25 protein-coding genes, 1 pseudogene and 1 riboswitch are annotated in these 24264 nt (G+C 56.5%); of the genes and pseudogenes, 14 read left to right on the top strand and 12 right to left on the bottom strand.

Annotated elements, in window-relative coordinates; translation table 11 throughout:
• Window positions 1–15: 15 nt before the first annotated feature.
• From ACZ1HF_RS06620 to ACZ1HF_RS06595, 6 genes are read right to left on the bottom strand one after another with little or no spacing between them, the layout of a single operon-like run.
• On the bottom strand, window positions 16–252 hold the full coding sequence (locus ACZ1HF_RS06620) for a hypothetical protein (protein ID WP_472656753.1): 237 nt from the start codon (window positions 250–252) through the stop codon (window positions 16–18).
• On the bottom strand, window positions 249–680 hold the full coding sequence (locus tag ACZ1HF_RS06615) for a hypothetical protein (protein WP_472656752.1): 432 nt from the start codon (window positions 678–680) through the stop codon (window positions 249–251). The genes ACZ1HF_RS06620 and ACZ1HF_RS06615 overlap by 4 nt, the downstream gene beginning before the upstream one ends.
• Window positions 670–1914: an agmatinase family protein gene (locus ACZ1HF_RS06610; protein ID WP_472656751.1), complete on the bottom strand. Its 1245-nt coding sequence runs from the start codon at window positions 1912–1914 to the stop codon at window positions 670–672. Before ACZ1HF_RS06610 ends, ACZ1HF_RS06615 begins: the two co-directional genes overlap by 11 nt.
• Complete coding sequence (locus ACZ1HF_RS06605; protein ID WP_472656750.1) at window positions 1895–2662, bottom strand: ATP-binding cassette domain-containing protein; 768 nt, start codon at window positions 2660–2662, stop codon at window positions 1895–1897. Before ACZ1HF_RS06605 ends, ACZ1HF_RS06610 begins: the two co-directional genes overlap by 20 nt.
• Window positions 2659–3471 (bottom strand): ABC transporter permease, encoded by an 813-nt coding sequence (locus ACZ1HF_RS06600; RefSeq protein ID WP_472656749.1) that lies wholly within the window; start codon window positions 3469–3471, stop codon window positions 2659–2661. Before ACZ1HF_RS06600 ends, ACZ1HF_RS06605 begins: the two co-directional genes overlap by 4 nt.
• A gap of 45 nt (window positions 3472–3516) precedes the next feature.
• On the bottom strand, window positions 3517–4563 hold the full coding sequence (locus tag ACZ1HF_RS06595; protein ID WP_472656748.1) for a putative urea ABC transporter substrate-binding protein: 1047 nt from the start codon (window positions 4561–4563) through the stop codon (window positions 3517–3519).
• An 81-nt stretch (window positions 4564–4644) separates the two neighbouring features.
• A riboswitch (guanidine-I (ykkC/yxkD leader) is annotated at window positions 4645–4750 on the bottom strand.
• Between the two features lie 442 nt (window positions 4751–5192).
• Between ACZ1HF_RS06595 and ACZ1HF_RS06590 the strand changes: the two genes are divergently transcribed.
• Complete coding sequence (locus ACZ1HF_RS06590) at window positions 5193–5813, top strand: DUF3644 domain-containing protein (RefSeq protein ID WP_472656747.1); 621 nt, start codon at window positions 5193–5195, stop codon at window positions 5811–5813.
• The gene (locus ACZ1HF_RS06585; protein WP_472656746.1) at window positions 5788–6405 is read left to right on the top strand and encodes a DUF3644 domain-containing protein; all 618 of its coding nucleotides are present in this window, start codon (window positions 5788–5790) and stop codon (window positions 6403–6405) included. Before ACZ1HF_RS06590 ends, ACZ1HF_RS06585 begins: the two co-directional genes overlap by 26 nt.
• 205 nt (window positions 6406–6610) lie before the next feature.
• Here ACZ1HF_RS06585 and ACZ1HF_RS06580 read toward each other — a convergent pair whose 3' ends face one another.
• From ACZ1HF_RS06580 to moaA, 3 genes and pseudogenes are all read right to left on the bottom strand, one after another.
• A complete protein-coding gene (locus ACZ1HF_RS06580) occupies window positions 6611–6763 on the bottom strand; it encodes a hypothetical protein (RefSeq protein WP_472656745.1) in 153 nt (50 codons plus the stop codon).
• Window positions 6764–6825: 62 nt separating this feature from the next.
• The gene (locus ACZ1HF_RS06575) at window positions 6826–7119 is read right to left on the bottom strand and encodes a hypothetical protein (protein ID WP_472656744.1); all 294 of its coding nucleotides are present in this window, start codon (window positions 7117–7119) and stop codon (window positions 6826–6828) included.
• A gap of 197 nt (window positions 7120–7316) precedes the next feature.
• Window positions 7317–8320: pseudogene (gene moaA / locus ACZ1HF_RS06570) on the bottom strand (GTP 3',8-cyclase MoaA).
• Window positions 8321–8406: 86 nt separating this feature from the next.
• Here moaA and ACZ1HF_RS06565 point away from each other — a divergent pair.
• The gene (locus ACZ1HF_RS06565) at window positions 8407–8898 is read left to right on the top strand and encodes a D-galactarate dehydratase (protein WP_472656743.1); all 492 of its coding nucleotides are present in this window, start codon (window positions 8407–8409) and stop codon (window positions 8896–8898) included.
• Here the strand turns inward: ACZ1HF_RS06565 and ACZ1HF_RS06560 are convergent.
• Genes ACZ1HF_RS06560 through glmU form a run of 3 tightly spaced genes read right to left on the bottom strand, consistent with a single transcriptional unit; the run spans window position 8879 to window position 12747 of the window.
• On the bottom strand, window positions 8879–9571 hold the full coding sequence (locus ACZ1HF_RS06560) for a DNA alkylation repair protein (protein WP_472656742.1): 693 nt from the start codon (window positions 9569–9571) through the stop codon (window positions 8879–8881). The genes ACZ1HF_RS06565 and ACZ1HF_RS06560 overlap by 20 nt on opposite strands.
• Window positions 9568–11391 carry a glutamine--fructose-6-phosphate transaminase (isomerizing) gene (gene glmS, locus ACZ1HF_RS06555; RefSeq protein WP_472656741.1) on the bottom strand — a complete coding sequence of 608 codons (1824 nt, stop codon included), beginning with the start codon at window positions 11389–11391 and terminating at the stop codon, window positions 9568–9570. Before glmS ends, ACZ1HF_RS06560 begins: the two co-directional genes overlap by 4 nt.
• Window positions 11392–12747 (bottom strand): bifunctional UDP-N-acetylglucosamine diphosphorylase/glucosamine-1-phosphate N-acetyltransferase GlmU, encoded by a 1356-nt coding sequence (gene glmU, locus ACZ1HF_RS06550; RefSeq protein WP_472656740.1) that lies wholly within the window; start codon window positions 12745–12747, stop codon window positions 11392–11394.
• A 112-nt stretch (window positions 12748–12859) separates the two neighbouring features.
• Here glmU and ACZ1HF_RS06545 point away from each other — a divergent pair, with 112 nt between their 5' ends.
• From ACZ1HF_RS06545 to ACZ1HF_RS06495, 11 genes are all read left to right on the top strand, one after another.
• Window positions 12860–13525: an HAD-IA family hydrolase gene (locus tag ACZ1HF_RS06545; protein ID WP_472656739.1), complete on the top strand. Its 666-nt coding sequence runs from the start codon at window positions 12860–12862 to the stop codon at window positions 13523–13525.
• A 48-nt stretch (window positions 13526–13573) separates the two neighbouring features.
• Entirely contained in the window at window positions 13574–14785 is a 1212-nt protein-coding gene (locus ACZ1HF_RS06540) for a DegT/DnrJ/EryC1/StrS family aminotransferase (RefSeq protein ID WP_472656738.1), read from the top strand.
• Between the two features lie 642 nt (window positions 14786–15427).
• A complete protein-coding gene (locus tag ACZ1HF_RS06535) occupies window positions 15428–16591 on the top strand; it encodes an isovaleryl-CoA dehydrogenase (protein ID WP_472656737.1) in 1164 nt (387 codons plus the stop codon).
• 151 nt (window positions 16592–16742) lie between these two features.
• Window positions 16743–17111 (top strand): hypothetical protein, encoded by a 369-nt coding sequence (locus ACZ1HF_RS06530; RefSeq protein WP_472656736.1) that lies wholly within the window; start codon window positions 16743–16745, stop codon window positions 17109–17111.
• Window positions 17108–17614 (top strand): lysozyme inhibitor LprI family protein, encoded by a 507-nt coding sequence (locus ACZ1HF_RS06525; RefSeq protein WP_472656735.1) that lies wholly within the window; start codon window positions 17108–17110, stop codon window positions 17612–17614. The genes ACZ1HF_RS06530 and ACZ1HF_RS06525 overlap by 4 nt, the downstream gene beginning before the upstream one ends.
• Before the next feature lies 1 nt (window position 17615).
• Window positions 17616–19220, top strand: a complete 1605-nt coding sequence (locus ACZ1HF_RS06520; protein ID WP_472656734.1) for a carboxyl transferase domain-containing protein — start codon at window positions 17616–17618, stop codon at window positions 19218–19220.
• A gap of 3 nt (window positions 19221–19223) precedes the next feature.
• On the top strand, window positions 19224–19913 hold the full coding sequence (locus tag ACZ1HF_RS06515) for a hypothetical protein (RefSeq protein ID WP_472656733.1): 690 nt from the start codon (window positions 19224–19226) through the stop codon (window positions 19911–19913).
• Window positions 19914–19988: 75 nt separating this feature from the next.
• A complete protein-coding gene (locus tag ACZ1HF_RS06510; protein WP_472658994.1) occupies window positions 19989–21914 on the top strand; it encodes an acetyl/propionyl/methylcrotonyl-CoA carboxylase subunit alpha in 1926 nt (641 codons plus the stop codon).
• Entirely contained in the window at window positions 21911–22576 is a 666-nt protein-coding gene (locus ACZ1HF_RS06505; RefSeq protein WP_472656732.1) for a glutathione S-transferase family protein, read from the top strand. The genes ACZ1HF_RS06510 and ACZ1HF_RS06505 overlap by 4 nt, the downstream gene beginning before the upstream one ends.
• Before the next feature lie 31 nt (window positions 22577–22607).
• On the top strand, window positions 22608–23462 hold the full coding sequence (locus ACZ1HF_RS06500) for a hydroxymethylglutaryl-CoA lyase (protein WP_472658993.1): 855 nt from the start codon (window positions 22608–22610) through the stop codon (window positions 23460–23462).
• A complete protein-coding gene (locus tag ACZ1HF_RS06495; RefSeq protein WP_472656731.1) occupies window positions 23455–24234 on the top strand; it encodes a crotonase/enoyl-CoA hydratase family protein in 780 nt (259 codons plus the stop codon). The genes ACZ1HF_RS06500 and ACZ1HF_RS06495 overlap by 8 nt, the downstream gene beginning before the upstream one ends.
• Window positions 24235–24264 lie beyond the last annotated feature (30 nt).

The following is a 24264-nucleotide window of genomic DNA, read 5'->3' as shown; positions in this document are numbered from 1 at the left end:
CGGAGGTTTATCCGGTTACCGAATATCGCGCGTCTCTGACGTGATGACGGGTGCGCGGTGCAGAGCTGACAACGTGTTCTGCAATAGGGCCTTTTTTGAGCGACGCCAATGCCGGAAGGCTGCAAGGCAGGCGACAGTTAGTGTCGTGAGCCCGACGGCCAAAGGCATGATACTGGCCGTCACAGCGACCTCGTGATGGGCCAATGCTGGTGTTGCTGTGAATATTGGCATCAACAAAACACAGTGTCTCATGGGTGATCCTTTCCGGAGGCGGGGTGGTGATGCAGGAACTCGCGCAAATCGGTTGTGTGTTTTGCTTCCAGCGACACATAGATCAGCCCCATATTCGTGCGCTCAGTGACCATTTCGCCGGGATACGGAAGGTACGACAGTTCGCGCGATCCGAAGGACGGGCTGGCTGTTCCGACCTGCCATTCCGTCGTCAATTTCACATCGACCAGCTTCAGCTTGGGCCCGCCACCGGGGGCGTCAATTTCCAGCGGAACACCGGCGATGCGCAGGTAAGACATCTTGTCTTTTGCTGCGATGAAACCGTCGATGAATTGCTCGGTCAGAACTTGCAATTCGGCGGCATCATCAGCCTCATGTATGTGGCTGTGCAGATGATCGGGGTGATCATGGTTGTGGCCGATATGGCCGTTCACAATATCATGTGGCATTGGACCACCGCTTTCCTTTGAACTCGCCGTGGGGGATTTCAACGGGCTTATCGATGTGGCGTTTGTGCTTGCCCATGTTGCCGGATGCGACGAGGCTGCCCAACACGTCGACGATCACGCGCGTGCCCATGAGGGCTGTAATCTCGGACTGATCATATGGTGGCGCGACCTCGACAAGCTCCATCCCGCAGATGCCTTCTGCCGCGACCTTACTGGCGAGCGCCAAGGCTTCGCGGGGCAGGAAGCCACCGGGTTCGGGCCAGCCGGTGCCCGGAACAAACCCGCAGTCGATGCTGTCGATGTCGAAGGACATATAGACCATGTCGACCCCGTCCCAAGCCATCTCCAGCGCCATTTCGGCGGTTTTGTCGACGCCCATCTTTTCCATATCGCCCATGGTGATGATGTTGGTCTCGCGGTCGCGGGCGACTTTTACTGCATCGCGTGGAACTTGCCAGCCGCCGATGCCCACCTGTACCAGGTTCTTGGCTGGCACGTTGGGCAGGTTCGTCGAATGGAACCACGGCGTGGTATGCATCCGTTCATCCAAGTCCTTTTCCTGAATGTCGGCATGGCGGTCAAAGTGGACGATACCGATTTTCTTCGACGTGCATTCCGCGATCCCGCGCACGCAGGGAAAGCCGATGGAATGGTCGCCGCCGATCATGATCGGCAAAGATCCCGAGGATGCCACATGGCTGACTGCCCGGCTAATCTGGTCGAATGTCTTTTCGATATTCGCCGGAATGGTGAATACATCACCTGCGTCGCACAATGTCATTTGCTCGCGCAGATCGACGGCCATTTCGTAGTTGTAAGGCGTGTAAAGCGCCGAGATTTTACGCACCCCTTGCGGGCCAAACCGCGTGCCGGACCGGTAAGTGGTGCCGCCGTCAAAGGGAATGCCCAGCACGGTCGCATCATAGTCGCCCACTTCGGTGACATCCTCGGCATATGGGGCTTTGAGGAACGTGTTGATGCCTGCGTAATGGGGCAACTCACCGCGCGCGAAGGTTGGGATTGACTTGTCCTCGATGCTGTCGGCGCCCGTCAAACCCATGCGCAGCGCCCATTTCTTCTCTTGCGCCCAGCCGGACCCGGGTAAATCAGCCTCGTCCTGCATCGCCTTCCAGCCGCGCAGTTTTGTTAGGTCAGGGTGGTGATGCCGCCGTTCGTCATGGAAATGATCGGCAGGGTTGTGGGATCGGCTCCTGTCAGTGGGCCTGTAAAACATGGGTTTCCTCCTTGAGAGTTTGGAATGGGATGCCGCCATCGCGCGCATCGAAATCGTAGGTCACGGTTGCGCCATAGGCGTCTGGGTCGTGCGGGTCCCAGCGTGGCTTGTCGAAGACAAGAACGCGGTCGCCCAGTTTGAATGCCTCTTCGAGGTCATGTGTCACCATAAAGACGGTCATGCCGGTTTCCCTGCGCAGATCTTGCAGGAAGTCATGCATCTGCAAGCGCGTGCCCGGATCAAGCGCGCCAAAAGGTTCATCAAGCAGCAACACGCGCGGTTTCGCGCTAAGCGCCTGTCCGATAGCCAGCCGTTGTTGCATACCGCCGGACAGGGTTGCGGGATAGGCTTCGGCCACGTGATCCAAACCGATGCGTGCCAGAGTGTCATCCGCGCGGGCGAGCGCCGCCTTGCGCGCGGCACCGAAAAAGTGACCCCAGCCGCTGCGCATGCTTTCGCCAGCGACGATATTCTCACGCACCGTCATATGCGGAAAAACAGAATATTTCTGAAAAACGACACCGCGCTCAAGCCCCGGCTCGGATGCGGGGGCTGCGCCGTCGATAGAAATTGTGCCGCGCGTCGGGCGTTCCTGAGCCAGAAGCAGGCGCAAGAACGTGGATTTGCCGCAACCTGACGCGCCTACGATAGAGGAAAATAGTCCTTCCTCTGCTTCCAGATTTACACGCTCGATGATGGGGCGTTTGCCATAGGAATGGAAAATATCGCGGACTTTGACAAAGCTCATAATCCGTCCTCAGCCCAAGGGAAGGCCTTGCGCGAGATCGCGCGCAGCACCCAGTCGAACAGAAAGGCGAGTAAGGTAATCCAGATCACATAGGTGAGGATCACATCCATCGCGAGAAACCTGCGGACGAGGAAAATGCGGTAGCCGAGGCCCAAGTCGGACGCGATTGCCTCGGCCGCGATCAGGAATAACCATGCAGGCCCCAGCGACAGGCGGACGGCCTGAATCAAGCGCGGCATAACTTGCGGCAAAGCAACCCGTATGGCGATGACCCAGCTTGAAGCGCCCAAAGTTTGCGCCTTCACCAGCAATTCCTGTGGAATTTCCAGCACCCGTTGGCTCAGGTCGCGTATGATAAAAGGAAGCGTGCCCACTACGATAAGCACAACCTTTGATAATTCTCCCAACCCGAAGACAATGAACAGGATCGGAAGCAGCGCCAATGGCGGGATCATAGACAGGACCGCCACAAATTGCGCAAGAAGGCTGCGGACCAGCGGCACGAGCCCAATCAGCACGCCGATGATCAGCCCGATAAGGGCTGAAATTGCAATGCCCAGCCCAAGGCGTTTCAAGCTCGCCCATGTGTCGTACCAGAACAAGACCCGCCCGCTGCGCCGGTCCGGCTCTGTCATCAGTTGCTGCGCCGTCTCGCCAATGGTGGACGGCGCGGGCAACAATTTGTCCGAAGGGTTTGCCTCCAGCCGAATATCTGACCCGATCGCATAAGCGATAAAGACCGCTGCAAAGGGCAGAAGAGCCAGAAAGATGGCCAAGGTGCGGCCCGGTGTGAGATTGATGAGGCGCATGTGTCTGTGCGGGGCGCGCGCGTGGCTACGCACCCCGCCCTTTGCTTAAAGGCTGCCGTCAGCGGCCATTTGCATAAAGGTCGTATCAAATCGGAACGTCACATTGTTCGGATCACCTGTAACGGTCCCGTCTGGATACGCGACGCCTACAAAATCTGCCGATGGCGCACCTTCGCCCAGAATGCCCTTGTCAAAAAGGAACTCTGCAACGCTGACCATGGTTGCGGGCAGCTCGGCGCTGGATGTGAAAGTCACGGCCTCTGCCGGATCAAAGAACATCTCGGTCGAGGTGAGCTGCGCCTGATACCCTGCCAGATCAGTGCCCGAGGCCTCGGCCATGGCTGTCAGCACATCTTCATCACCCGCAGCCATCAGGCCCATGACCTCATACCATGCGCCGACAAGCGCTTTGCCGAAATCGGGGTTTGCCTCAAGTGTCTCGGTATTCACAACCATAAGGTCAATGATCTCACCGGGGATGTCGGAGCTATCAAAGAGCTTGGTGGCCGAGGGGTCTTCCAGAATAGTGGAAACCAGCGGGTTCCATGTCACGACAGCTTGAACGTCATCCGTCGCAAAGGCTGCAATCATATCCGCGTCGGATGTGTTGACGACACCGTTCAGATCGGCCTCTGACAGGCCAACGGAGTCCAGGCCGCGCGCAAGAAGATAATGGGAAACGGACAGCTCGACCAAATTGACCGTTTGCCCGGCCAAGCTGGACAAATCGCCGTCGCCTTTGATGATCACCGCATCATTGCCGTTCGAATAATCGCCAACGATCAACGCAGTCGTGTCCACGCCACCACCTGACGGAATGGAAAGCGTATCCATATTCGTGGCTGACACACCATCGAACTGCCCGGCAGTATATTGATTTATCGATTCCACGTAGTCGTTGATTTGTACAATCTCGACGTCGATCCCGTATTTATCGGCCCATTTATCCATGATGCCGCTTTCTTCGAGATATCCCCATGGCATCCAGCCCACATAGATCGACCAGGCGACCTTGAACTCTGTCTTTTCCTGGGCAAATGCTCCAGACGCGACGCACAGGGCGAGAGCAGATGTTATAATCAGTTTTTTCATCGATCGATTCCCATCGTTTGCGTTAATTGGAATGACCGCATGGAAGGGCATAAGCGGAGCGCAGGTCATACCAGCGCAGTAGCCTCCCGGGATTTTGCCCCGCCGTGTACGGACCCGACTGTATGCCAGACCGCGATATCTCTCGGACCTGACCCTACCTTGAGGCGGAACCCTAGATATCCTGCCAGACCAGCCTGACCTAGGGTCTGATGCAAACGCCAGTCGGATGACGAAGCTGGCGGGTAGATAAATCGTGATGTTCCAAAAAATGAGCGAAATTTTTGAGGTTTGGTCAGTTTTTGCGCAATAGAGGTTGTGAATGTGATCCATATTCCATGGCGCTATCACGCTGGGTGAGCTAGATATTGCCCCCAGCGCAAATAACGAATTTCTGCTCGCGGTCGTGTGGAATGTCGCGCATCTTTGACGCGATGCCCCAGTTTTCTGAATCCGACCAATGAGCCGCGTCACGCAATACTGACCCAAACGTCAAACATTTCTGACCCTGGCCGAACCTTCATTGTGACAGCCACGAACTGGTAAGATGCGGGACGAAGCGCCCTTCATATCCTAAATTTCAATGACCGCTTTTGTGAATCATCCGAAGATTGCTTTTCGCGCCAAATTGAATGTGCCAACCTATCAGCATGGTAAAGAGAAGACGCGGCAACAAACTCGAACGCTGGGAAATAAGTATCGTCAAAGCGATGATCGCTACGGGCGACTATAACGATCAAGACATTCAATCCTATTTCACCCGGCCCATGCGCACGATCAATCACGCCCGCATCGCCGACATACGCGAAGAGCGGCGGCATCGGAACGTGCCCAGAGCTTCGTCGGATGATCTCTCACATTTTTTGACTTCATGGCCGAATCTAGACCCTGAAACTGGTCTCAGCGCACAAGGTGACGAACTACTCATCAAAGCCCGGGAAGCCATGATAGCGGCTGTTCACACCTTCAATGGCGCTGGCCTCACGTTTAGAAGTGAGCTCTTCATTGTCACAACAATAATAGCTTGGACATATTTGTTGCACGCATTGTTTAAGCGCGAAGGCGTCGAGTACCGTTACATAAAAGACGGCCAAGTACAAACGACGCCTGATGGTGCCGAGAAGTATTTAGAATTGGGTGCCTGTCTGAGACACGAGAAATCGCCTGTTTCGCCAGGAATAAAACGCAACTTGGAATTCCTTTTGAAAATCCGGCATGAAATCGAACATGAGATCTACAACCCGCATCGATGATCAGCTCAGTGCCAAACTTCAGGCAGCTTGCCTAAACTTTAATGATGCTCTTAAGGGCTGGTTTGGGGCGCAGTTCGGATTGGAAAAGCGTTTGCCAATTGCGCTTCAGTTCGCGACTTTTGACGCTGGTCAGCGCTCAGCATTGAAGAAGGCATCGTCACTGCCCGCTAGTCTGGAAGCATCAATCGATGCGTTTGAAAACGAACTATCACCAGAAGAATATGGTGATCCAGCATATCGCTATCGGGTCGCGTTTGTACCAATCACGAAGCAGAGAGAAAGTGCTGCCGACGCTGCGATCAAGTTCTTCAAAGTTGGGTCGGATGAAGCGAACGCCGTCAACGAAGTGCACTTAAAAGAAGTGGACAAGGCGCGACATACGGCAACACAAGTCGTAGCAGCGATTAACGCCAATGGTTATCCGAACTTCACCATAGGCGATCACACAAAGCTCTGGCAGAATTTGAATGCCAAGCGGGAAGGTACGTCCTACGGAAAGACTGGAGACTATAAGGCCTCATGGGTTTGGTTTGACATCTGGATAGAGCGCGTTCGTGAGCATTGCGATGAAATGGGTGAAAAGTACCTTTAGTATCCTAAACTGATGCGATCAGAACCTGGAAGCAATCGTGTGCCATGTCTAATAAGCTGACTTTCATCATAGCGCAGCAATTCGGTAATTTGGGCTCGTTCCAGACCTTTGCCGCGATCTGCTTGAAGGTCTGCTGTACCGACTTTCAGAAATTGGGTCAGTGTTGTGACGTGAAGGTCAAAGTTATCTGACGTTCGACATACTGTTATTTTTCAAGACAACACTGATATTCGCTTGTGGTTGTCGGCACATTGCTTTCGGTAGATTTGCTATCATTGACCAACAGGCCCAGAACAATAGCCGCGATACATATCAAAGGCGTGGCACGGCCAAATAATTTCTCTGAAGAATGTCTCATGGCGCTCTTCTTTAAAGGGGCCGCTGCGGCTTTATGAGCCGCGCGGCATTGGTATAAATCGGTCAGTCGGTCTGATCGAAATACATCTCGGTTAGCTCACTGAGCGTATAGTCCGCTGGATCGACATCCAGATATTTTGCAAGCTGTTGTTCCCCCGGCGATACGGCTGACCTGGTCACAGGCGCATTGCTTTCGACAGTCGTAACATCAAAAATGGTACGAGCCGTTTCCATCGCCTCGGGTGAAGCAGGAAACGGGCTTTTTGCAGCGCCGTAGATTTCTGCGGGGCTATCATCTGCGAAAGCAGGTGCGGTGAAACTGAATATGATGGCGGCTGTACAGAGGACGTGTTTCATTGGTCTTACCTTTCCGGTTTTCGGTTCAATCCATGATTTGGGGGAGGTACCAATTCAACTTGTGACTAATACTTAAACGCACGCGCATCGGTTTTCCGTCGCAGATTGTTACGAAAAGTATTTCAGGAAGACTGCCGGATAGCTTTAGTGGGGTATGCCCTTGAATTCAGGGCTTGGACTTTGGAAGCTTTGGGTCTTTAACCGCCCGTGTGGGACATATGCCGCGACATCTGCCCACCGGGTTCAGCTCGGCTATAGTCGAAATCATGGCCTTTGGGCTTAAGACCAATTGCGGCCCGGATTGCGCTTTCCAACGGGGCGTCGGCCTCTGATGCGCGCAAGGGCGCGCGCAGGTCAGATTTTCCTTCCTGACCCAGACATGTGTAAATCTCACCTGTGCATGTCACCCGCACGCGGTTACAGCTTTCGCAGAAATTATGGGTCAGGGGGTGATCAGACCGATCTTCTGTCCCGTTTCTTCAAGACGCATGTAACGTGCAGGGCCACCTGTTCGCTCGGACAGGTCGGTCAGTGTGAAGCGCTCGGCAAGCCGCGCGCGCAAATCATCTAGCGGCCAATATTGATCCAGCCGGTTTTCATTGCCGATATCGCCCATCGGCATGACTTCGATAAAGGTCAGATCCATATCCAGATCGGCGCACCATGCGGCCAGATCGAACAGCTCAACCTCGTTAAAGCCTTTCAGGGCAACAGTGTTTATCTTGACCCGCAGTCCTGCCTTCAATGCAGCTTCGACACCCCGAATGACCTGCGGCAAGCGGCCCCAGCGCGTGATTTCAGCGAATTTCGCCTCATCCAGCGTATCGAGAGATATATTCACCCGCCGCACGCCTGCCGCATAAAGGTCGTTTGCAAACCGTTCCAACTGTGATCCGTTGGTGGTCAATGTCAGCTCTTGCAACGCGCCAGTTTCCAGATGCCGCGACATCGCGTCGAAAAATGACATGATACCCCGCCGCACCAAAGGCTCCCCACCGGTAATGCGCAGTTTCTTGACACCCAGACGGATGAAGCTGGAACACAGGCGGTCCAGTTCTTCCAGTGTCAGAAGTTCCTTTTTGGGAAGGAATTGCATGTTTTCGGACATGCAGTAGACGCAGCGAAAATCGCAGCGATCTGTCACAGACAGGCGCAGATAGGTGATGGCACGATGAAACGGATCAATGAGAGGTGCTGTCATAGCATAAGCGTAGTCTTGCTTGGTCCGATCGGCAAGGGCTTGCATGGGTCGTTGAAAGGGATGTGATTTCGATTTAAGGAAGGCCAATGATCAGATTTAAATCACATATCGTGCCCGCCCTGCTTGTTGTGTCCGTATCGGCCTGCGGAGGGGGGAATCGTGGCCTCTTTTCTCAGAAAGAAAAGACGGCGCCGGTAGTGCCTGCTCCGACCGTGCAGCCGCAGGAAGGTATCCAAATCGGCGGCGAGGGCGTGTCACCCGAAGCGCTGGATACGACATCCGAGGCCGAGAGAGAGGCCGCTGTCCAAGCGCCGCCTGAGCCTGCGGGCGAAAAAGCTCTTGGCCAGACCGTGGCCGCCCTTGGTGATCCGGGGCAGGGTGGTTTCTGGTTGAAAACGCCGCTGGTCAGCTCGGCAACATCGGGCCGGCTTCAGACGGCGTCGGGCAAAAGCGTCAATGTCAATCTGATCCCCATCGAGGGCGAGGCGGGATCGGGAAGCCGTATTTCCCTTGCGGCGATGCGTGCGCTTGATCTGGGGTTGACCGATCTTGCGCCCCTTAGCGTTTTTTCCGGTTGAGGTGACGCAAGGCTTCTTTCCGCGCGAAAGGCTTCATGCGGTCACCATAGGAGGCGATGAACGCCTCAACCCTAGGTACGTCATGCTTTGACAATTCCCGAAGCCACCAGCCGATGGCTTTTTGAATGAACCATTCATGGTCATCCACATATCCTGCGGCCCATTCCAGCACCCGGTCACGAATTACCAGATCCTGTGGCTTGGGGTGGTTCTGCTTGGTCCAGGGAAGTGTCACAACCAAAGCCGCCCGCCGGGTCCACAGATGGTCAGAGCGGGTCCATAGTGCAACATCATCCACGCGGGCAGGGTCCGCCAAAAGCCGCTTTTGTCCAGCGATACAGGCGTGATCGGCGATGGCCCAGGCGTCGAAGTCGGGCACCCAGCTTTTGATCAGCTCCCAAGCGGGTCCGTCGTCGGGGCGCAGGCGCGCCTGGGTCAACAGCTTGGCAGCAGCAACGCGGGCTTCATGAATATTGCTGCGCCACAAAGCATCGGCAAGGGCCACACGACCGGGCAGATCAAGATCAGCACGCCAGGATTTCGCAAGCGTGTCAATCACTGGATTGGCAACGCCAAGATATGGTCGATCTGCCTTGTGATACGCCGCCATATCGGCGGCTTTGGTGGCATTGCCGTGATCCTGCAGGGCCGACAATGCCTGCTCGGGCGTCATTCTACAGTCACCGATTTTGCCAGATTGCGCGGCTGATCCACATCCGTCCCCTTGGCGACGGCTGCATGATAGGCCAGCAATTGCGCCGGGATAGCATAGAGGATCGGTGCAAAGAACGGGTCAACCGAGGGCATTCCCACCGTTTGCCACACGCCGGTCGAAGCGGTAGCAGCACCGTCCGCATCGGTGATCAAGACGACCTTGCCCAGCCGGGCCATGACCTCTTGCATGTTAGAGATTGTCTTGTCGAACAGCGCGTCCTGCGGGGCCATGATAACGACCGGCACATCTTTGTCGACCAAGGCAATTGGCCCATGCTTCAGCTCGCCTGACGCGTATCCTTCGGCATGTATATAGCTGATTTCTTTCAGTTTTAGCGCGCCCTCCATGGCAAGTGGGAACATCGCGCCTCGCCCCAGAAACAGCACATCCTGCGCCGGTGCGATCTTCTGGGCGGTCTTCTTGATCTTTGCTTCAAGCGCCAGCGCCTGGTTCATCAACCCCGGCAGGCTTCGCAATGTTGCGATACGTTCGGCCAGTTCAGTAGCACTCAGCGTGCCGCGCTGTTTGGCGGCCAGAAGGGCAAGGCTGGCAAGCACGGTCAGCTGACAGGTGAAAGCCTTGGTCGAGGCCACGCCGATCTCGCGCCCGGCCAGAATTGGCAGAGACAGATCGCTTTCCCGCGCGATAGAGCTTTCGGCAACATTCACGACCGACAATATCTTGGCGGCCTTGCCCTGACAATGGCGCAACGCGGCCAGCGTGTCTGCCGTTTCGCCGGACTGACTGACAAACACCGCAAAAGATTTGTCCGAGATCGGCGAATTGCGGTAGCGGAACTCAGACGCAATATCCACATCGACGGGTAAGCCCGCGATTTGTTCAAACCAGTATTTGGCCACCTGACACGCGATGAAGGCCGTCCCGCAGGCGATCATGGTGATCCGGTCGGTTTGTGCAAAATCCAGCGTACTGCTGGGCAGTTGGATATCGGCGCCATCCGGGGTTGTATAGGCGGCAATGGCATCGGCAAGAACAGCAGGCTGTTCGGCAATTTCCTTGGCCATGAAATGCTTGTGTCCGCCTTTTTCAACCCGTGCTTCTTCCAGCGCTATGGTCTGGATTTTGCGGTTCGCCAGCTTCCCGGCTTCGTTGAAAATTTCAAGGCTGTTGCGGGTCAGAACGGCCCTGTCGCCTTCTTCCAGATAAGTCACGCGATTGGTCATTGGGGCCAGTGCAATCGCGTCGGAGCCGACGAACATCTCGCCATCCCCATGCCCAATCGCAAGCGGAGGTCCTTTGCGGGCTGCGATCATCAAATCATCCTCGCCGTGGAATAGAAAGCACAGGGCAAAGGCCCCTTCAAGCTTTGCAATCGTCTGTTCTGCAGCGTCCTGTGGGGAAAGCCCTTGTTCAAGAAATCGCTGCACTAAAAGAGCGACTGTTTCGGTGTCTGTCTCGGTTTTCGTCTCGAAGCCATCAGCCGCAAGGTCTTCGCGTAACTCTTTGAAATTCTCGATAATTCCGTTGTGAACAACGGCCACTGGCCCCGCTTTATGTGGATGCGCATTACCGACTGTTGCCGCGCCGTGGGTGGCCCAGCGGGTATGGCCGATGCCGGATTTTCCGGCCAGCGGTTCATGCACCAGCAAGTCGCTGAGGTTCACCAGTTTGCCCACAGCCCTGCGACGGTCCAGCACGCCATTGTTGACGGTTGCGATGCCTGCGCTGTCATAGCCGCGATATTCCAGCCGTTTCAGCGCTTCGACCAGAATGGGTGCGACCTCATGCGTCCCAAGAACTCCTACAATACCACACATTTATTCGCCCTCTGCCTGCTTCTTTTTGGTGGCTCGCAACATTTCCATCAAACGGCGCGCGAGGCCTTTTTTGTTCACTTGCCGCGCCCGCCCGATTGCCAGCGCGCCCTCGGGGACGTCTTCTGTAACGACGGTGCCAGAGCCGGTCATCGCTTCAGCCCCGACGCTGACCGGGGCCACCAGCAACGTGTCCGAGCCTATAAAGGCTCGCGCGCCGATGGTGGTGCGATGTTTCATCACGCCATCATAGTTACAGGTTATGGTGCCCGCCCCGATATTGGCGGCAGCCCCCACATGCGCATCGCCAATGTAGGAAAGGTGGTTGACCTTCGCACCTTCGGCCAGAGTTGCATTCTTGATCTCGACGAAATTGCCGACGCGGGCGGTTTCCTCCAGTTCTGTACCGGGGCGCAGCCGCGCAAACGGGCCAACTTGCGCACCGCGGCTGACATGGCATCCTTCCAGATGACAGAAGGCCCGGATGTCCGCGCCGGATTCGATGGTCACGCCGGGGCCAAAGACCACGTTGGGGCCAATCGTGGCATCGCGGCCAATAACCGTATCATAGGCGAAATAGGTCGTTTCAGGCTGCGCCAGCGTCACGCCATTTTCCAAAGCCTGCGCACGGGCGCGGGATTGGAAAGCGGCTTCGGCGGCGGCAAGTTCGGCGCGTGTGTTGATGCCCAGCGTTTCAGCCTCGGGGCAGGTGACGACCGCGACCGACAACCCTTTGCTACGGGCAAGCCCGACGATGTCGGTCAGGTAGTACTCGCCTGCGGCATTATCATTTTTGATCTGTGCGATCAGATCAAACATAGTTGCACAGTCAGCCATTTTTACACCTGAATTACAGAGTGTTACATCCATTTCTTTAGGTGACGCATCCTTGGCTTCCACGATGCGTTCAAGCTGGTTGCCTTTTACGATCAAACGCCCATACCGGCCCGGATCATCGGCTTCAAACCCTAGGACCACCACATCCGCACCATCTGTGCGGGCTTGCGCCATCTTTTCCAGCGTCTGGGGGCTGATAAATGGCGTGTCACCGTATAGAACAAGGGCATCACCGTCGAAATCCGCAAGCGCGTCTCTTGCCTGCGCCACAGCGTGGGCTGTGCCATTCTGCTCGGTCTGTCGGACGCAGATCACGTCTGCATCCGCCGCTTGCGCGGCAGCTTCCACTTGTTCGGCACCGTGGCCGGTGACGACAATTATGCGTTCCGGCTGCAAAGATGCCCCGGCCGTCATGCCATGCACCAGCAGTGGTGCACCGCCGATCTTGTGCAATACCTTCGGCAGATCCGAATTCATCCGGCTTCCCTGACCTGCGGCCAGAATGATCAGCGCTGTGGGCATTCCTGTCTCTCTTGCTTTTCTTTGTTTGACGTTCGTTCTATCCGTATGCGGCGGCGGCGCAAGGGTGCGCCTCTCAAAAGAGGTTTCGCTGCGTTACAATGGGGCAGAGTGGATGCGGACAGTAATTTTCGATCTGGATGGTACATTGGCCGACACCAGTGGCGATCTGATTGCGGCGGCCAATACCTGTTTTCGTGGTTTAGGTCACGGCAATGTGCTGAGCGTCGAAGAGGATGCGGGAACAGCGTTGAAAGGTGGGCGCGCTATGTTGACCGCTGGTTTTCAGCGGTTGGGCTTGAGTGACTTCGAAGGGCATATTGATGCGCAATACCCTGTGCTGCTGGCGGCATATGGCGATGCGATCGATCATCATACGGTGCTTTATGATGGTGCGCGCGAGGCGGTGATACGGCTTAAATCTGCTGGCTATCGTGTTGGCATTTGCACCAATAAACCCGAAAAGCTGGCAGAAAAGCTTCTGCGCGCACTGGATTTCCACGATATATTCGACGCTCTGATTGGGGCCGATACGCTTGCGGTGCGCAAACCTGACCCAGAAGCCTATGCCGAGACTGTGCGCCGTGCAGGTGGCAAGATAGGGGCGTCTTTGCTGGTTGGCGACACGCTGACTGATCACAAAACCGCCCGCGCAGCCGGGGTGGCCTCGGTTCTTGTCACCTTTGGTCCGGGCCGACAGGATGTGCTGGCTTTGAACCCCGATGCACTTTTGGATCGTTATGATCAGCTGGATGGCGTTGTCGCACAGTTGATTGGTTGACCTGACCGTATATCTGGGCGCAGACTGATCAGTAGAACCGGAGGCACCATGGACGAAGTCTTCACAGGCAGCTTTACGCAGCAGGAACCAATCCCGGAAGATGGGATCGAAGCGGCAATTGCGGTGATGCGCCATGGGCGGTTGCACCGTTATAACGTGGCCGAGGGGGAAGTTGGGGAAGTGGCCCTTTTGGAACAGGAATTCGCGGCACTGACCGGGGCGAAATATGCGCTGGCCGTGGCTTCGGGTGGCTATGCGATGGGCTGCGCCCTGCGCGCAGTCGGGGTCAAAGCGGGTGACAAGGTTCTGTCCAACGGGTTCACTTTGGCACCGGTGCCGGGGGCGATTGCAAGCGTTGGTGCAGAGCCGGTTTTCGTTGAGGTCACGGAACAGTTGACTATCGATCTGGATGATCTTCGGGCGAAGATCGACAGTTCCGGCGCGCGTATCCTGCTGCTGAGCCATATGCGCGGGCATCTATGTGATATGGACCGCCTGATGCAAATCTGCGCGGATGGGCATGTTCAGGTGATCGAGGATTGTGCCCATACGATGGGGGCCAGTTGGCGCGGTATACCATCCGGGCGGCATGGCATTATCGGATGCTATTCTTGCCAGACTTACAAACATGTGAATTCGGGCGAGGGCGGCTTTCTGGTCTCGGACGATGATCATGTTATGGCCCGCGCGATCATTCAGTCGGGCAGCTACATGCTGTATCCTCGTCATCTCGCGGCCCCGCCACCTGAAGCGTTTGAGCAGGTGAAATGGGACACCCCCAATATTTCAGGCCGCATGGACAATCTACGCGCCGCAATCCTGCGACCGCAATTGCGCCAACTCGACGCGCAGGTTGATGCATGGAACGCCCGATACGCGGTGGTAGAGGAAGGTTTGCGCAATACGCCCGGTTTGCGGATTATTGACCGTGATCCTGCCGGGCGCTTTGTGGGCTCATCCTTCCAGTTCCTGTTGCCGCATGCGAGCGCCGATGAAATCAATGACTTCGCCGCTGCCTGTGCGGCACGTGGGGTGGAACTGAAGTGGTTCGGGGCCCCTGATCCGATCGGCTTTACGTCGCGCTATGACAGCTGGCGCTATGCGCGGGCGCAGAACCTGCCGCGGACGGATCGGGTGCTGGCGGGCCTGCTGGACATGCGCTTGCCGCTGACGTTCAGTGTGGAGGAATGTCGCCTGATTGCCCGGATCATTCAAAGCGAAGCTCTTCGGTTGGGGCAGCGCGTTGCCAGGACCGGGTGAAACGTTCGCGCCGTGTGGGATTTTTGCAGGGCGCACAATCTTACCACCTGTAAGCTGTGCCAGCCGGTAGATACGATTATGTTCTTCCACGACCCGTTTCAGATCGCCGGGGGAATAGGTATGCGCTTCACTTAAGCCCAGCGCTTTCGCGCAAAGTTTAGAGCAGAACCACCGATCCGGCGCATGACGGCGTAGATTGATGAACTGCGTACAGAGCAGCCCTAGGTAATCATACCCGCCTTTCATGTTGATCGCTTGATCATAGGCATTTGGGCTGGCCCATGGGACAGGCGTAAATTCCCAGCGCCCGGGTTTAAAGGTTACATCTTTGATACGTACACCGCCTTCAACGCCAACGGCGGTGACACAACGATGGGTTTCTCCGGGAAGCGGAGGCTCGGAACTGGTGAATAGTTCGCAGTGCGAAAACTCCGAGCGCGTGATGAAGCGCACGACAGTATCGTTAAAAAACCGACCCTCTCCCCTGTAAAAGGCAAGATAGATCATACGTTACAACTTAGTCCCCGATAATTAATTGCGACAAAGTTGGGGCCGAATCCCCGAATGATGCAAGTTAAAAGCTGGACAGTTTAAGATCTCGCTTCATACAACTGAACACGTGTTCAATTAACGGGGAAAAATATGTTCAACGCAACCATGACTTTTGACGTAGGGGAAGATGTGAATGCCCTGCGCGAAATGGTGCATCGCTGGGCGCAGGATCGGGTTAAGCCGATGGCTACCGAGATCGACCGAACCAATACTTTCCCACCCGAGCTGTGGCGCGAGATGGGTGAGATGGGTTTGCTGGGCATAACCGTTGATGAGCAGGACGGCGGGGTGGGTATGTCCTACCTTGCCCATACAATCGCAGTGGAAGAGATCGCGCGGGCCAGTGCCTCGGTATCTTTGTCTTATGGCGCGCACTCGAACCTGTGTGTGAACCAGATCAAGCTGAATGGCACACCGGATCAAAAGGCGCGCTATCTGCCGGGGCTGATCTCGGGGGAGCATGTCGGCGCCCTTGCCATGTCAGAGGCGGGCGCGGGGTCCGATGTCGTCTCGATGAAGCTGCGTGCCGAAAAGCGCAATGATCATTACCGCCTGAACGGGACGAAATACTGGATCACCAACGGGCCGGATGCTTCGACGCTTGTGGTTTACGCCAAGACCGACCCTGAGGCGGGCAGTAAGGGGATTACTGCGTTTATCATCGAGAAAGACATGGCGGGTTTCTCGACCTCTGCACATTTCGACAAGCTGGGGATGCGCGGGTCCAACACGGCAGAGCTGGTATTTGAAGACGTTGAAGTGCCGTTTGAAAATGTGCTGGGGGAAGAGGGGCACGGCGTTGCCGTTCTGATGTCCGGCCTGGATTATGAACGCGTGGTTCTGGCGGGGGTCGGCACTGGCATCATGGCCGCCTGTCTGGATGAAATCATGCCCTACCTTGCGCAACGCAAGCAGTTTGGCAAACCTATCGGGTCGTTCCAGCTGATGCAGGGCAAGATTGCCGATATGTATACTGCCATGAACTCAGCCCGTGCTTATGTTTATGAGGTCGCCAAAGCCTGTGACCGCGGGCAAGTCACCCGTCAGGATGCAGCGGCGTGCGTACTCTACGCGTCCGAACAGGCCATGGTGCAGGCACATCAGGCGGTTCAGGCCATGGGCGGCGCGGGGTTCATGAATGACAGCCCGGTATCGCGCCTGTTCCGAGACGCTAAACTGATGGAGATCGGGGCGGGTACGTCCGAGATCAGGCGAATGTTGATCGGTCGGGAATTGATGGGGGCGATGGGGTGAAAACCTGCCTGATATCTTCTGTTACACAAAGCTGCGAGCAGTTTTCCGCATGCCAAAGCTATACTTTGGGCGATGAACGGTTTGTTTCTCCGCTCTTTTGCGCCACAACAGCCTTGCACATCGATGTGCGCTTACAGAGTTGGAGGTATAAATGAAGGTGTTTTCTAAAATTGCAGGTCTGGAATGTTCATTTTGTGGGCGAAGCTTGCCGTTTCTGCGCTTGTGGCTAAACAGCCTGAGGCTTTGGAGTAAAGGATATTCCAGCGGCGTGACCTGCCGGAATTGCAATGTGAAATCCAGAGTGCGCGGGCCCTTGTGGCAAAGATTTTTAAAAGTAATTGCGGCGATGGGCATAGTCGCGGCAGTGATCGGGGCAATTTATCTGTGGTTGTATCCGTCATTTGGTACGTCGTCTGATGATTTACATCGACTGTTGTTCTGGGGCGGATCTATTCCGGGTGTCTTTGTTTTTGCGGGCCTTGTCGTGCGGGTTTTGTTTAAGGTGGAAGCGGCGACATGAGAGCAGTTTTCTCATCCGCCTTGGCTGCCAGCCTTCTGGCTTTTGCCCAACCTGCCTTCGCGCAGGGTCTTGAGGTAGATGTTCAAACCGTGCGCGCATGTTTTGCGAACACAGCAATAGCTGACACGTCGCCGGACTGTCTGGGCAGCGCATCGGATGCCTGTCAGGGCACACCGACGGGCGGCACGACGATTGGGATCGCCGAATGTATTGGGGCCGAGACTGCTGAATGGGATGCTATTCTGAACGAAGAATACCGTGGCTTGCGCGCAGATTTTGATGCGCGCTCTGCCCCCGCTGGCTCCGACGCGTCTGGCGCAGAACTAAAGCAAAGCCTGCAAGACGCGCAGCGTGCCTGGATTTCCTTTCGTGATGCGGATTGCGCACTCAAATACACGCGGTGGCAAGGTGGTTCGATCCGGTCCATCGTGCATGCTAATTGTATGATGGTCTTCACGGCGCAGCGGGCTTTGCAACTGCGTGATATGCGCCAAGGGGTATAAGATGAAACTCTCCTCGGCCATTACCGCTTCGTCAGAGACATTCAAAACCAATGAGGCTGCCAATCTTGCCATGTTGGACGTGGTGTCCAAGGCGGCCCGGCTGGCGGCGATGGGTGGTGGCGAAGGCCCGCGCGAGCGTCATGTAAAACGCGGCAAAATGTTGCCCCGTGATCGTGTGGCGAACTTGCTGGACCCGGGCAGCCCATTTCTGGAGGTTGGCGCAACTGCAGCCCACGGTCTTTACGATGGTGCGGCCCCCTGCGCGGGCGTAATCGCCGGTGTCGGGCGCGTGCAAGGGCGGAACGTCATGGTCGTTTGCAATGACGCGACCGTAAAGGGCGGGACATACTACCCGATGACGGTCAAAAAGCACCTGCGCGCCCAGGAAATTGCCGAAGAGTGTCATCTGCCTTGCATCTATCTGGTCGATAGTGGCGGCGCGAACCTGCCAAATCAGGATGAGGTTTTCCCCGACCGGGATCACTTTGGCAAGATTTTCTACAATCAGGCCCGGATGAGCGCCAAGGGTATTCCGCAGATCGCGGTGGTCATGGGGTCCTGCACAGCTGGCGGGGCCTATGTGCCTGCGATGTCGGATGTGACAATCATCGTGCGGGATCAGGGCACGATTTTTCTGGCGGGACCGCCGCTGGTCAAGGCGGCAACGGGCGAGGTGGTCAGTGCCGAAGACCTTGGCGGTGGGGATGTGCATACGCGCCTGTCTGGCGTGGCCGATTATCTGGCGGAAGATGATGCCCATGCGCTGGCCCTTGCACGGCGGGCCGTTGGCCATCTGAACCACCGCAAATCGTCCTGCGTTCAGTGGCAAAGCCCCGAAGAGCCAAGCTATGACCCGGCAGAGATGTTGGGTGTGGTGCCCGCATCACTGACCACGCCCTACGACATCCGCGAGATCATCGCGCGCGTGGTCGATGGGTCCCGGTTCGACGAATTCAAGGCGCGGTTTGGCGAAACTCTGGTTACGGGCTTTGCCCATATTCATGGCTGTCCGGTAGGCATCATCGCAAATAACGGTGTGTTGTTTTCAGAAGCCGCGCAGAAGGGCGCGCATTTCATAGAGCTGTGTTCTCAGCGGCGCGTCCCGTTGGTGTTCTTGCAGAACATCACGGGGTTCATGGTTGGCCAGAAATATGAGAATGAAGGCATCGCGCGGCATGGGGCAAAGATGGTCACAGCCGTGGCAACCACAAGCGTTCCGAAGATCACCATGGTGGTCGGCGGGTCTTTCGGAGCGGGGAATTATGGAATGGCAGGAAGGGCTTATCAGCCGCGCTTCATGTGGAGCTGGCCCAATTCCCGTATCTCAGTCATGGGCGGTGTACAAGCGGCGGGTGTTCTGGCAACCGTGAAACGCGACGGGATTGAGCGTAAAGGCGGCACATGGTCTGCCGAAGAAGAAGCGGCGTTCAAACAACCCACCATTGATATGTTTGAGCAACAATCGCACCCGCTTTATGCCTCTGCCCGGCTTTGGGATGACGGGGTGATCGACCCGCGCAAGGCGCGCGATGTTCTGTTCCTATCGTTATCAGCTGCCCTGAATGCGCCTATCGAGGAAACACGCTTCGGCGTGTTCCGGATGTAGAGCATGAAAATGCCAGTTGATCCAAAGGCACTTGGCCAGAAGGTCTGGGATTCTTTGCCCGAGATCACCTTGCCGACGCTTGGGAGTGAAGTCGAAATTCCGGTTTATCTGATCCATAACTCAACCGACCCGGAGGATTACTTCTTTCTGTTCGACTTCGAAGTATTCGTGGACCGATCACAACAAGGGATGTTTGTCCGACCAAAGTTAATGGTTTGGGCTGGTCGCAGTGATTTTGATCGTGTCGAGTTTGCGCGTCATTTCCGCCAGACTTTTGTAACAGAGTTTGATCAGATGCGCGCGGAATTGGCGAAAGGTAAGAAGAAGCAAGGTTGGCTGACTTGGGATATGGGCTTTGACGTTGTTTCTATGGCCGTCGTCCCCATCATTGCCAATCTTGTACTGCTAATTGCGCTAGGGGCCGGGAAAGCGATTTTCAGAAATTTATCTCTGCCGACCTGGATTAAAGGTAAAAGCAAAGAGGCAAAACTGGAAGCGCAGGTTGATGATATGAAGACCCGCGTTGATGCAGCGCTGAGCAGGATCGACATTGTATTGCACCGCGAACTGTATACTCATGCCTATCGCGGCACTCGCGGTGGACCTTTATCGGGCATGAATTATGATGCTTGGCCTTTGCCAGAACATGTTCGCACACATCTAAAAGACAAGGAGAGTGGGTCATGGTGGTGAGGCAGCAGGATCTGTTGAGTCCGAATTGTAGATGTAACACGTATTGTTTTCAGGGGTTCGGAGCTGTTGGTGCCCATGTTCTCTAAAATCCTCATCGCCAATCGTGGTGAAATTGCCTGTCGTATTATCGAGACATGTCGGCGGTTGGGTGTGCAGACGGTGGCTGTGTTCTCGGATGTAGATGCCTCGGCGCGCCATGTTGCTTTGGCGGATGAGGCGGTATCATTGGGCGGGACAACTCCTGCAGAAAGCTATTTGCGCGCTCAAGCGATTATCGATGCTGCTTTGGCCACGGGCGCGCAGGCTATTCATCCGGGCTATGGGTTTTTGTCCGAGAACCCGGATTTCGTGGAGGCGGTTGAACAGGCGGGGCTTGTCTTTATCGGGCCATCCGCGCAGGCCATCCGGGCGATGGGCCTGAAGGATGCAGCCAAAGCCTTGATGCAGAAGGCAGGCGTGCCTGTCGTCCCCGGCTATCACGGTGCGGCACAGGACGGTTTAGCCGAAAAAGCTGCCCAGATTGGCTATCCGGTGCTGATTAAGGCGGTTGCAGGTGGCGGTGGCAAAGGTATGCGCCGTGTCGATCAGGCTGCGGATTTCGATGCGGCATTGGACGCAGCCCGGTCAGAAGCCATGAAAGCGTTCGGCAATGACGCGGTCCTGATCGAAAAATATGTGGAAAAACCGCGCCATATCGAAATTCAGGTCTTTGGCGACGGCACTAAGGCCGTGCATCTGTTTGAGCGAGATTGTTCCTTGCAACGCCGCCACCAGAAGGTGATCGAGGAAGCGCCAGCGCCCGGTATGACTGCTGATATGCGCGAGGCGATGGGGGCTGCCGCGGTGCGCGCCGCACAGGCCGTGGGCTATGCTGGGGCAGGGACGGTGGAATTCATCGTGGACGCGTCGGACGGCCTGCGCCCGGATCGGTTCTGGTTTATGGAGATGAACACACGGCTGCAAGTGGAACACCCTGTCACGGAAGCCATTACCGGTGTCGATCTGGTGGAGTGGCAATTGCGTGTCGCCAGCGGGCAAGACCTGCCGATGGCGCAAGAGCAGTTGTCAATTCGTGGCCATTCCTTCGAGGCCCGGCTTTATGCGGAAGATGTCCCGGCAGGCTTTTTGCCTGCGACGGGAGTGTTGGAACATTTACGTTTCCCCGACTGGGTGCGCGTCGATACGGGCGTGCGGCAAGGCGATGAGATCAGCCCCTATTACGACCCGATGATTGCAAAGCTGACCGTTCATGGCATGGACCGAGCCAGGGCTTTGGCCAAGCTGACCCGCGCATTGGGCGCAACCCATATTGCGGGAACGGTGACGAATATCGCTTTTCTGCGCGCGCTGACGCTGCATGACGACTTTGGTGCAGGGAACGTGGATACCGGGTTGATTGCGCGCGATCTGGACGCGCTCTGCACAGAGCCTGTGGCCTGTTCACGCACAAAAGCATTGGCGGGTGTTTGTGCTTTGGGTAGCGGGGATACGCCGCTTGCAGGCTTCACCTTGTGGCAGCCTTTGGAGCAGAATGTGCCTTTGTGTTACCAAGGCTTTGAGATTATGGCGCGCGTGACAACGCTGGCTGCGGGACAGTTCAGGGTTGAAATCGAAGGCGCCATTCATGACGTGGCGCGGATGGGTGATAGCTGGGCTGTGGACGGTGCGAAGGTGACGGCACGGGTTGTGCGCAGTGCGCGAGGGGTAAGCGTATTCTGGACAAACGCGTATCATTTCGATGTGCCCGATCCATTGGACCGCAGCACTGAGGTGGCAGGCGGGGATATAACGCTTGCGCCCATGCCGGGACTGGTCCGCGTGGTTGCGGTCAAGCCCGGTGATGTCGTGGTGCAAGGCGACCGGTTGGCCGTGTTGGAGGCAATGAAGATGGAGCACGAACTGAAAGCGGCCCGTGATGGTGTGGTCTCGCAGGTGATGGTGTCCGAGGGGGCGCAGGTGGCGGCCGGGGATCAGCTTATTCTTCTGGAGGAAAATCAGTGATCCGACTGCATCATGCCCCGCAGACGCGCTCTATGCGGAGTTTGTGGTTGTTGCATGAGATAAAGGCCGAGTTTGAGCTGGTTTTGCGCCCGTTTGATCGATCATTACGCGCGCCGGAATATCTGAACCTGAACCCGGCAGGTCGTGTTCCGGCCCTTGAGATAGAAGGCGAGCGGATGTTCGAGACCGGGGCGATCACCGAATATCTGTGTGAGCGCTTTCCGGAATACGGGCTAGGCCGTCCGCCCGGTGATCCGGACCGTATGGCATGGCTGGTTTGGGTGCATTTTGCCGAGACGATCAGTCAGCATACAGCAGCCCTGACCCAACAGCATATAGCACTTTATGAAGATGCAATGCGATCGCCCATTGTGATGAAGCTGGAGGCCGCGCGGCTGGGCAAATGTTATGCTGCATTGGAAGACCGTTTGTCCACGCCTATGGAAAATCGCGACTACCTGCTCGGCAGCGGCTTTTCGGCTGCGGATATTTCTTGCGGGCAGGCGATCTATATGGCGCGGCATTTTGCGCCGATTGAACCGTTTGAGGCGCTGTCCAAGTGGTATGCGCTGATCACCGAGCGCCCGGCGTTTCAGGCATCGCTGCCATCGGACGGGGCGCGGCTTTATGATAAGCCGTTTTATCCGGCTTGGGAGGTCTGATGCCCTTTGCAGGGGCGTTGTGGAAAAGATAATGGGCAGGCAGGTCGAGATATTCGAAGTTGGTCCCCGTGACGGGCTGCAAAACGAGACGCGCATCATCCCGACCGATGACAAGATTGCGCTTATTGATCTTCTGTCGCAGGCTGGGTTTCATAGGATCGAGGTAGCGAGCTTTGTTTCACCGAAATGGGTACCGCAAATGGCAGATAGCGCCGAGGTGCTTGAGGGGATCAGACGCAAGCCTTCGGTATCCTATGCTGCGCTGGTGCCTAATATGAAGGGGTACGCACGCGCGCGCGCAGCGAAGGCTGATGAGATTGCTGTATTTGCCAGCGCCTCGGAAGGGTTTTCGCAGGCAAACCTGAATGCCTCGATTGCTGAAAGTCTGGAACGGTTTGTGCCGGTCATCGAAGCTGCCCAAAAGGATGACTTGCTAGTGCGGGGATATGTATCTTGCGTGACAGATTGCCCGTTTGATGGGGCTGTGAAACCCGCCGCTGTTGCCAATGTTGTGGCAGCCCTGCGGGATATGGGATGTTACGAGGTCTCGCTTGGCGATACGATCGGGCGCGGTGTGCCAGAGACGATTGACAAGATGCTGGACGCCGCTCTGGGCGAGATGCCACCCGCGCAATTGGCGGGGCATTTTCATGATACGGGCGGGCGGGCCTTGGAAAATATCGATGCCTCTCTTGCGCGCGGCCTGCGGGTGTTTGACGCCGCTGTTGGTGGGCTTGGGGGCTGTCCTTACGCGCCGGGTGCGTCTGGCAATGTCGCCACCGAGGCGGTCGTGGCGCATCTGGGCGTGCTGGGGTTTGAAACCGGATTGGACGCGGCGCTGATAACGCAAGCGGCGGAAATGGCGAAAGGGATGCGACATGTTTGAAACTCTGCTTTTGGAGGTGGACCCACGCGGGGTTGCCACGCTGACCTTGAACCGACCGCAGAAGCGCAATGCTTTGTCGGGGCAGATGATTGCAGAACTGGCGCAGGTCGCGGCGCAGTTAGCGGCTGATCCGGAGGTTCGCGTGATTGTACTGACCGGTGCGGATGGCATGTTTTGCGCCGGCGGTGATCTAAATTGGATGAAAGTACAGATCAACGCAGACGGGGCGACCCGCGCGGCACAGGCACGCAAGCTGGCCGCAATGTTAGGCGCTTTGAACAGCTTGCCCAAACCAGTGATTGGGCGGATTGAAGGCAGCGCTTTTGGTGGTGGTGTCGGGCTGGCCTGCATCTGTGATGTGGCGGTCGCGGCAACAGGTGCGAAATTTGGCCTGACCGAGACGAAGCTGGGTGTGATTCCAGCCACCATTGGCCCTTATGTTGTTGCGCGTATGGGCGAGGGCAACGCACGCCGGGTGTTCATGTCAAGCCGGGTGTTTGACGCGCAGGAAGCCGCGCAACTTGGTATTGTGGCCTCGGTCGCGGACGATCTGGATGCGGCGATTGAAGCCGAAGTCACCCCTTATCTCGCCTGCGCGCCCGGCGCTGTGGCCGAGGCCAAGGCACTGGCCTTGCAACTGGGCAGTGCGCCTCGTGAAGCCGATATTGAAGCGTCGGTGGCCGCGCTGGTAGCGCGGTGGGAAAGTACGGAGGCCGTTGAAGGGATCGCCGCGTTTTTTGAAAAACGCAAAGCGGCGTGGGTTGTGTCTTAAGTTAAACGGCCCAAACCTGGTAGGCCGTTT

This window comes from Litoreibacter sp. GN1-5, from assembly GCF_055693805.1.
This window is presented reverse-complemented; position numbering and strand designations above follow the sequence as displayed.